Raw genomic sequence first — 8,967 nt, 5'->3', positions numbered from 1 at the left:
GGACCCGCCCACATCACGCAGGCTCACACCGCAAATCCGACCTACATCTTGGGGTCAGTAGAACCTGTTTCACGCACCGTCAATCCGGAAGAGCCGGTGAACTGGTCGCCGCCGTGGGCGGTGTGCAGGGCGAGGAGTTCGTCGAGTTCACCGGCCAGGCGGGTGTTCCCGATCGCCGCGGCCCCCACCAGGAACTGTTCAGCGATTTCGCCGATCGCGCAAAACTGTTTCTCGGCATCGGTTTTCGGTCGAGGTGCCCGACTCACTGGTGTGCGGGCCCCACCGTAGTGGGTGTCATCGAGGACCACCTCGCCAGGTGCGCCGAGTTCGTGTTCGGCGATGACCTCGCTGCTGGCGGGATCGATGACCAGCAGCCGCCGGCCATCCTGGGTCAGGCGCACGGTGGCGCCGACCCACCGTTGGGGCACCGAGTACCGCACCGACGCGTACCGGATACACGAGAGCTTGTCGACCTGTCAAGTGACCGGCGGCGGTCCCGCCTCGGCGCGCAGAGAGGGCGACGGCCCCAACACTTCCCGTTCAACATCGAGTTGCTCGGCAGGCACGAGGCAGGTGTCGGCTGAGTGCGACGAACTGGCGGTCGGAGAGCCGGCCCGCGGTAATCGTCACGGTCGCGGAGAGGCACGTGTAGGCAATGATCACCGCCGGAAGCCAGTGCAGTCCCGGTTTCACGAAGCCCGGTGACATCATTCCGACGGCCAGCAGCGGTATCGCGCCGATCTCGCTCGCGAGCACACCGTTGGTCCGACGATCGAAACGCCTGATCCAGCGGGGAAGCTCGAAGTGCCTGCTGCGGATGCCCCTCGTCATCGGCGGCTGATCTTGCAGCGCCACATGCTGACCTCCGAGCCGACCCCTTGAACACAGGTTTTTGATCTTCTACTACTGATTTGCACCAGTGTACTGACAAGCGGTACGAAGTCGAATTTATCAGTCACCGCAGGATACCGCTGACGAGACAATCCTCGAAGAATCCTCGTCTCGGACACGATAAATCCTCATTTCAGACAAGTTGAGCTGCTGTGGATCATTACGGCCGGATCAGTAGTAATAGGGGTATCGCTCCCAGTCCGGGTTTCGTTTCTCCAGGAATGCGTCGCGTCCCTCGACCGCCTCATCGGTCATGTAGGCCAGGCGGGTGGCCTCTCCGGCGAACACCTGCTGACCCATGAGTCCGTCGTCGGTGAGGTTGAAGGCGAATTTGAGCATGCGCTGCGCGGTCGGGGACTTGCCGTTGATCGCGCGTGCCCACTCGATCGCGGTGTGCTCAAGGTCGGCGTGGCTTACCACCCGGTTGACCGCACCCATCCGGTGCATCGTGTCGGCGTCGTAGGACTCGCCGATGAAGAAGATCTCGCGGGCGAATTTTTGCCCCACCTGTTTGGCCAGATACGCGCTGCCGTAGCCCGCGTCGAAGGAACCGACGTCGGCGTCGGTCTGCTTGAATCGCGCGTGCTCACGTGACGCGAGGGTGAGATCGCACACGACGTGTAGTGAGTGTCCGCCGCCGGCGGCCCAGCCACCGACCACCGCGATCACCACCTTGGGCATCGTCCGAATGAGTCGCTGGACCTCAAGGATGTGCAGGCGTCCGCCCTCGGCCTTCACCCGGACCTCATCCACCCCTTCCGACCCGGCGGCGCCGACGTCGGAATCGTGGGTGGTGGCGTACTGATAGCCCGACCGCCCGCGAATTCGCTGGTCGCCGCCGCTGCAGAACGCCCAGCCGCCGTCGCGCGGACTCGGCCCGTTGCCGGTGAGGAGGATCGTGCCGATGTCGGGGGAGCGGCGCGCGTGGTCGAGCGCACGGTACAGCTCGTCGACAGTGTGCGGGCGGAACGCGTTGCGCACCTCGGGTCGGTCGAAGGCGATGCGCACGATCCCGTTTGCCCGTCCCGCGCCGGAGTGACGGTGGTAGGTGATGTCGGTCAGGTCGGCAAACCCGGAAACCTGGGCCCACTCGGTCGGGTCGAATGGTTGATCGGGTGCGGTGCCACTGTTGCTCATGAGACAAGCCTATTCAGTTGTCAATCCTCCATTTGGTGGACGTTCAGAGTGTGATCTGGCACGCTAAGAGGCGTGTCCTTCGAGGTCGTGGCCATCGTGATTGTCGCCTGGGCCACGATTTCAGTGGTCGTGGCCCTGATAATCGGTGCGATCATTCGGATGAGCGACACCCGAGAAGACGCCCGCGAGCTCAACTCTGTGGCCGAGAGGCCCGACCATTCACGACTCGACGACGAGCATCCCGGGGGACACACGCCACTCTAGAAGTCTGGCGCTACGGTAATCGGGTGAAAGTGACAACGGGGGACGGTCAATCGCCGCACGAAGGCGGCTTTCGCGCCCGCATCGAGGTGACCACCGAACGCGGCGGTCCCCGCTACGGCGAGTTGAACGAGCAGATCCGCCGGCTGATGGATCTGGCCCGGTACGCCTCACCCGAGCCGGCCATCACCGGAGAGTTGATCGACCAGGTTGCCGCACTCAACGAGCGGCTCGCGGCGTGTCAGACCGACGAATGGCATTCACCGTCGGGAACGCGGATCGATCTACCGGCGCGCGGCAACATCACGCTGCCGCCCTACGAAGTGAGTTCTGCCGGCGCCGACGGGGTGGTGGCCGACGTCACCTTCCGCCCCTTCCATCTGGGTGGCAACGGCGCCGCGCACGGCGGACAGGTCGCGGTCGCCTTCGACGACCTCGGCGGCATGGCGTCGGCGCTGGCCGTCGCGGGTGTCACCCGCACGGCATATCTCACCGTGGAGTACAGATCGCTCACTCCGTTGTCGACGCCGCTGCGATGCCACACCTGGGTGGACAAACGAGACGGCCGGAAGGCATTCGTGAAAGGCACGCTGCACGACGGCGAGCGTTTGTGCGCGGAACTCGACGCGCTGTTCATCGAACTCAGACCTGGTCAACCCTGATTCGCCTGGGACCATGGCCGACTCAATCCGCGAACCCGATCGGCTGGTCGATGACCGCCTCGCACTCTCGGTTGCCATGGCGGCGGTGTTGTTCCTCGCGGTCGGTTCAGGGCAGCTCGCCTTTGATACGACACCCGGTTCGAAGATTCCGTCGGAGTTCGCTGCTGCCACGTCGTTACTCCTCGGCGCCTTTGCGTTCCTGCTGTGGCGGCGTCCGTCGTGCGTGACCACACGCAACGCCCCGATCCTGGTGGCGCTCACTTCGATCGTGATCGCCGCAAACCCGCTCGTCTATGTTGTTTGTACCCGGATCGCTTTTCCGGCGATCGGACTGTTACTCGTCATCGTCGCCATCGGTGCGCTCGTGCCCTATGCGTGGATCGCCGTCTCACTGATCCTTGTCCTCAACATCATTGCCATAGGGTGCGCGCTGATCTATCCGCAATCGGCCTCGGTGGGATCGGTGGCGCTTCAGCTACTGAAGGCGGACTCGGTGGCCCTGATCATCGCGCTCACCTGGCGACGTACCGAACGCAGACTTCGCGAAGCCAACGCGACGATCCGTCAGATGGCCGAAACCGACGACCTGACCGGACTGCTCACCCGACGGGGACTTGCCGAACGGGGACCACTCCTCGTCGAGGACGCGGTCACCACGAACAAATGTGTCCTGGTGGGATTCCTGGATGTCGACGGCCTGAAACAGATGAACGACTCGCTGGGGCACGCGTACGGCGACCGAGTGCTCGCCGAGGTCGGCGCCACGTTGCGATGGCTCCTCGACGAGGGGTATCTGGCAGCCCGAATCGGGGGCGACGAATTCGCCGTGGTGATTTCGGTGCCGCACTCCTCACTGGTCCCGGTGTTCGAGGCGTGGGTGGAACACGGGCTGGAGTCGACGGGCCAGTCGGTCACGGCGGGGTGGGTGCACGGTGACGCGAGCGCCGTCGACCGCCTGGACCTGTTGCTGGAGCGAGCGGACGCGGTGATGCTATATGAGAAGAGATCGTCGCCGACGGTGTGAACGGCCAGTTGCGCCTACAAACCCCGCTTCTCGTCGGAAACACTGCGCACGCGGAGTGTCCCCGACGAGAAGCGGGGTTTCTGGTTGGTGGAGTGGCCGTCGAGCGGGGGCAGGCGCTGCCGCTAGTGCAGTTCGCCGACCTCGATCCGCATTCCCGCCGCGCGCAGCCGGTCGACGAGCGCGTCGCCCATCGCGACGGCGGGCGTCAGCACACCGGCGTGGGCGGGCAGTTTGTCGCGATCGAGAGCCAGGGTCAGCGCGCTCTGGCCGAGCATCACCGCGGTGGCCTTGTATCCCGGGTCGCCCTGCGCCCGGAACTCGGCACGATACCGTCGCCCGGTGGTGGTGCGGGTGAACGTCTTGATCACGAAATAGCCTTTGTCCCTGGACTTTTCGCTCGGGCCCTCACCCGGCTTGGGTAGCACACGATCGAGCAGCGAGCGGGTGGGACCGAAACTCATCGCACCCAGGAAGGCGCCGGTGCCCACGCCGACCGCCCCGGCGAGCACCGTCGACAATCCCGGTACCCCACCGACCGCCATCGTCTCCGCGTAGTGGAAGTCGGGGCCGTAGGCGCCGTCGAGCAGAGCATTGGAACGTCGCACGATGCGGGTGTTGTGCGATGACATGAAGAACGGGGCCAAGGTGCCGCGCAGCGACGGGTCCACCTTGCGCGCCGAGATCACCGCGATGTCGCTGGGTTCCGACGACAGGCTCGGGCGCGGAGTGTTGCCCGGCGTTCCCGACAGCGCATGCGGATTGAGCAGCAGTCGCCGCGTCTGCGATTCCTTGGCCTGATCGGCGATCACCCGCATCGAATCGATCGTGCCGCCCGACGCGCCCCCGCGCATCGCCGCAACCACCAGGGTGGTATCGGTCATCGTGCCGGCGTCGTCGTCGGCGATCTTGCGGTGCAACACCCAGGCGCTGAGATCCGACGGCACCGAGTCGAAGCCGCACGAATGCACGATGCGGGCACCCGTGGCGGCGGCGATGTCGTGGGCCTTGTCGATGGAGAAGTGCACGAACGGCACCTCGCCGGTCAGGTCGACGTAGTCGGTGCCTGCGGTGGCGGCGGCCACCACGAGTGCCTCGCCATAACGCAGGTACGGCCCGACGGTGGTGCAGATGACGCGGGTGCGGGCCACCATCGCGTCGAGCGAGGCGGGCGACGACGTGTCGGCGATGATCAGGGGCCAGTCCGCGGCGGCCTTCGGCAGGCGCGCGCGGGTGTCGGCGAGCTTGCTCTCCGAACGACCGGCAAGGGCGATGCGCGTGCCCGCAGGTGCGTGTTCGGCCAGGTAGCGGGCGGTGAGCTCGCCGACGAAACCAGTGGCACCGAACACCACGACGTCGAATTCGCGGTCGCCGTCGGGTGCGGGGGGAGTTGCCGCCTGTGCGGCCGTGTCGTTGTGCTTGGGCTGAGCGTCGCCGGTCATGGGCTTCAATTTATCTGGGACGCGTGTCACAGCAACAGGGGGTTGTGTGCCCGATCGGCGTGCACGTCAGCGCCGGAGGTGCGCGGCGGCGGCGCGGGCCGCGAACGGCGCGACGAACAACATGAGCAGAACCCGCAGGATCTGTGCCGCGACGACGAACGCCACATTGGAACCGGCCGCGGTCGCTGCGGCGAGCACCGCGTAGATGCCGCCCGGGGTGGTGGCCAGGTAGCAGTCGAACATCGACTCGCCGGTCCACCACGACAACAGCACACCGAGCAGTGCGCAACCGACCCCGATCGCCAGGATCAGCACCACAGCCAGCGGCAACACCCGACCGATCGCACGCAGCCGCGGCAGCGTGAACCCGAGACCGGCCTGCCAGCCGATCACCGCGTACGCCACCGCGAGCAGCACGGGCGACACCGCGGCGTCGCCGGCGATGCCGGTGAGTTCGGCGATCGTCGCCAGCGCCATCGGACCCAGCAGGCCGGCGGCGGGCAGATGGATCAGTCGGCCCACCGGGATGCCGATCCCGAGGCAGACGGCGAGAAGTAGCAGGCCCCACGTCTGATTGGTCCAGGTGGGTGCCGTCGTGCGCACACCGCCGGAACGAGCGTGGAACACCAGCGACGCGACCAGCGGGATGGTGATGGTGACCAGCGCGACCCGCAGATACTGGATCACCGCGACCATACGTTCGTCCCCGCCGAACTCGCGGGTGAGCGCCACCAGACCCGACGCGCCGCCGGCCACCAACGCCAGCGCCCCGGTCAGCGGGTCGACGTCGCGGTGCAGGCCCAGCAGCGCGCCGCCCGCGATGGACAGCGCGAGCGTGCCCAGGCCGATCACCAGCACCGGAAGCCACGCCGAGCCAAGCCCCGCGAGGGTGTCCGGGTCGGCCATCGTCGCGATGAACACGCCGAGGACGCCCTGCGCGGCGAGCATCACCGGGCGCGGCACGATCAGCGCGTCGGAATCCTGTTGCTGCGCTTCGGATTCGGGGGCCGATACGGTGCGTGCGCGGGGTGCGAGTCCGGCGATCGCGAGCACCCCGGCCACGACGAGCCCGGCGAACAGCGGGGCGGCGTCGACGTCGAACCATTCCAGCAGGACGCTGAGGCCGGCGGTGAGCGCGGCGAGCAGAATCCAACGGGGCACTCGGTCGAGCGTAGTGGGGGACGGTCGGCGGCTACTCGACCAGCGGCGGGCGGACCTGCGCCACTCCGACGTTCAGCGCCCCGAACGACTTCGGCCAGGCGCCGTAGAACTTCTTGTTGGCGGTCACCACGAGGCCCGCGTCGTCGAGTTCGCGTGGGATGTCGCGGGTGAGATGGCAGCCACCGGCGATGCGCTGCTCGATGGGGTCGAGGCGGCGCTGCCAGCGTCGGACGTTCTCGTCGGGGGCGATGCCGTGCTCCAGGAAGTGCAGCGTCCCACCGGGCTTGAGCACCCGCGCCACCTCGGCCAGTGCCGCCGGCAGGTCGGGGATGGTGCACAACGTGAACGTCGAGAGGGCAGAGTCAAAGGTGTTGTCGTCGAAGGGGAGTCGTTGACCGTCGAGTCCGGCCCGCACGATCGGCACCGACGAGGCGCCAACGCGGTGCGCGCCCAAGTGCCAACCGGCGTCGGACGGTTCGATGGCGTACACCTTGGTGACCGCGTCGGGGTAGGCGTCCACGTTGAGTCCCGAACCGAAACCGAGTTCGACGACGTCGCCGGTGAGCCCCTCGCACGCCCACTGTCGGATGGGAAACAGCGCCCCCGAACCGCAGACCACATTGATCACGCGGGGCAGGATTCTGTCGCCGTAGACGCCCATGCCGGTGAGCGTAATGTGTGACGTCGGCGGTGGCGACCAGGTTTGCTCCGTTCGACGGGGCCTAGGCTGGTCGGCATGAATCCCTCCACCCTGCAGGCCCGCGTCATCGTCGACGAGATGATCCGCGGTGGTGTGGCCGAGGCGGTGCTGTGCCCGGGTTCACGAAATGCGCCGCTCGCGTTCGCGCTGTATGCCGCCGACCGGGAGGGCCGGTTGCGGCTGCACGTCCGGATCGACGAGCGGTCGGCGGGATTCCTGGCGGTGGGCCTGGCGGTGGCGTCGGGGCGGCCGGTGCCGATCGTGATGACCAGCGGCACGGCGGTGGCCAACATGGGGCCCGCGGTGTTCGAGGCGAACTACGCCCGCGTGCCGCTGGTGGTGGTCAGCGCGAATCGGCCCTACGAACTGCTCGGATCGGGGGCCAACCAGACGATCGAACAGTTCGGGATCTTCGGCACCCAGGTGCGGGCGGCGATCAGCATCGGGCTGGCCGAGGAGGGGCTCGACGCGAACAGTCAGTGGCGGTCGGCGGTGGGCCGGGTGCTGGCGGCCGCGCGTGGTGCCCGCACCGGCAACGCCGGACCCGTGCAGTTCGACATCCCGTTGCGCGAACCCCTGGTACCCGACGCGAGGTCGGCGCCCGACGAAGAACTGGGCGCCTACCAGGGCCGCCCGAACGGCCTGCCCTGGACGCAGGCGCCCGTCGGCCGGCTCGATGTGCCGCTGCCCATCGACCTTTCCGTCGACACCGTCGTCGTCGCCGGTCACGGCGCGGGCACACATCCCGCGCTCGCGGGTATCCCCACCGTCGCCGAACCCACCGCGCCGCCGGCGGCCACGCCATTGCATCCGCTCGCGCTGGCGGCGATCGCACCCCGGCAGGCGATCATCTGCGGGCGCCCCACCCTGCATCGCGGGGTGTCCCGGCTGCTCGCCGACCCGAACGTGCGGGTGTACGCCCTCACCACGGGTCCGCGCTGGCCGGACGTGTCCGGCAACGTGTACGCGACGGGCACCCGCGCGGATGTGTCGGGGGAGCCGCGCGAGGAGTGGCTCAAGGAGTGCGCGCAGATTCAGCAGCGGGTACTCGGCGCCGTCGACTCGGTGCTCGACGAGCCCGGCCCCACCACCGGGCTGCACGTGGCGCGGACCGTGAGCGCGGCCATGACGCCGGGTGATCAGCTGGTGGTGGGCGCCAGCAACCCGATCCGCGACGTCGCGCTGGCCGGGCGCGTCCCCGACGGGGTGCGCGTGCTCTCGAATCGGGGGGTCGCGGGGATCGACGGCACCAACTCGACGGCGATCGGCGCGGCGCTGGCCGGTGGCGGGCGGACGGTGGCATTGATGGGCGATCTCACCTTCATCCACGACACCACCGGCCTGATCATCGGACCCAGCGAGCCGCGGCCCTCGGCGCTGCGCATCGTGGTGGCCAACGACGACGGCGGCGGCATCTTCGGACTGCTCGAGCAGGGCGACCCGCGGTTCGACGCCGAACCCTATGCCGGCGCCTACGAGCGCGTGTTCGGCACCCCGCACCGCACCGACCTCGCCGCGCTCTGCGCCGGCGTCCACGTGGCGCATCGCCGGGTGCGTCTGGAGGAGCTGTCGGCCGTGCTGGCCGCCGACCTGCCGTCTGGAGCGGGTGGCATCGAGGTGGTGGAGGTGGTCACCGACCGCGCGCGGCTGCGTGAGGTGCACGCCGCGATCGCCGCGCGGGTGTCGGGGTAG

Annotated in this window: 9 protein-coding genes and 1 pseudogene; 4 read left to right on the top strand and 6 right to left on the bottom strand. The window is 68.0% G+C overall.

Annotated elements, in window-relative coordinates:
* Nucleotides 1–41: 41 nt before the first annotated feature.
* From ACWDTD_RS09040 to ACWDTD_RS09030, 3 genes and pseudogenes are all read right to left on the bottom strand, one after another.
* Nucleotides 42–461: pseudogene (locus tag ACWDTD_RS09040) on the bottom strand (Mu transposase domain-containing protein); the annotation flags it as partial.
* Nucleotides 462–540: 79 nt separating this feature from the next.
* Nucleotides 541–855, bottom strand: a complete 315-nt coding sequence (locus ACWDTD_RS09035) for a hypothetical protein (RefSeq protein ID WP_449746755.1) — start codon at nucleotides 853–855, stop codon at nucleotides 541–543.
* 207 nt (nucleotides 856–1,062) lie between these two features.
* Nucleotides 1,063–2,028, bottom strand: a complete 966-nt coding sequence (locus ACWDTD_RS09030) for a 1,4-dihydroxy-2-naphthoyl-CoA synthase (RefSeq protein ID WP_449746754.1) — start codon at nucleotides 2,026–2,028, stop codon at nucleotides 1,063–1,065.
* A 72-nt stretch (nucleotides 2,029–2,100) separates the two neighbouring features.
* Here ACWDTD_RS09030 and ACWDTD_RS09025 point away from each other — a divergent pair, with 72 nt between their 5' ends.
* The 3 genes from ACWDTD_RS09025 to ACWDTD_RS09015 are packed head-to-tail and all read left to right on the top strand — an operon-like array spanning nucleotide 2,101 to nucleotide 3,975.
* Nucleotides 2,101–2,292, top strand: coding sequence for a hypothetical protein (locus ACWDTD_RS09025; RefSeq protein ID WP_449746753.1), 192 nt, complete (start codon nucleotides 2,101–2,103; stop codon nucleotides 2,290–2,292).
* A gap of 23 nt (nucleotides 2,293–2,315) precedes the next feature.
* Complete coding sequence (locus ACWDTD_RS09020) at nucleotides 2,316–2,951, top strand: PaaI family thioesterase (protein WP_449746752.1); 636 nt, start codon at nucleotides 2,316–2,318, stop codon at nucleotides 2,949–2,951.
* A gap of 13 nt (nucleotides 2,952–2,964) precedes the next feature.
* The gene (locus tag ACWDTD_RS09015; protein ID WP_449746751.1) at nucleotides 2,965–3,975 is read left to right on the top strand and encodes a GGDEF domain-containing protein; all 1,011 of its coding nucleotides are present in this window, start codon (nucleotides 2,965–2,967) and stop codon (nucleotides 3,973–3,975) included.
* Between the two features lie 122 nt (nucleotides 3,976–4,097).
* On the opposite strand, the gene ACWDTD_RS09010 is transcribed toward ACWDTD_RS09015, so the two are convergent.
* The 3 genes from ACWDTD_RS09010 to ACWDTD_RS09000 all read right to left on the bottom strand — a co-directional run bounded on the left by ACWDTD_RS09010 (nucleotide 4,098) and on the right by ACWDTD_RS09000 (nucleotide 7,236).
* Nucleotides 4,098–5,414, bottom strand: coding sequence for a saccharopine dehydrogenase family protein (locus ACWDTD_RS09010; RefSeq protein WP_449746750.1), 1,317 nt, complete (start codon nucleotides 5,412–5,414; stop codon nucleotides 4,098–4,100).
* Between the two features lie 66 nt (nucleotides 5,415–5,480).
* Nucleotides 5,481–6,575: an AbrB family transcriptional regulator gene (locus tag ACWDTD_RS09005; protein ID WP_449746749.1), complete on the bottom strand. Its 1,095-nt coding sequence runs from the start codon at nucleotides 6,573–6,575 to the stop codon at nucleotides 5,481–5,483.
* Between the two features lie 31 nt (nucleotides 6,576–6,606).
* Nucleotides 6,607–7,236, bottom strand: a complete 630-nt coding sequence (locus ACWDTD_RS09000) for a class I SAM-dependent methyltransferase (RefSeq protein ID WP_449746748.1) — start codon at nucleotides 7,234–7,236, stop codon at nucleotides 6,607–6,609.
* Nucleotides 7,237–7,311: 75 nt separating this feature from the next.
* On the opposite strand from ACWDTD_RS09000, the gene menD reads away from it, so the two are divergent.
* The gene (menD, locus tag ACWDTD_RS08995) at nucleotides 7,312–8,967 is read left to right on the top strand and encodes a 2-succinyl-5-enolpyruvyl-6-hydroxy-3-cyclohexene-1-carboxylic-acid synthase (RefSeq protein WP_449746747.1); all 1,656 of its coding nucleotides are present in this window, start codon (nucleotides 7,312–7,314) and stop codon (nucleotides 8,965–8,967) included.

The organism is Gordonia sp. NPDC003425, from assembly GCF_053588635.1.
Note: the sequence above shows the minus strand (reverse complement) of the source record. Positions and strands in the feature narration are given on the sequence as shown.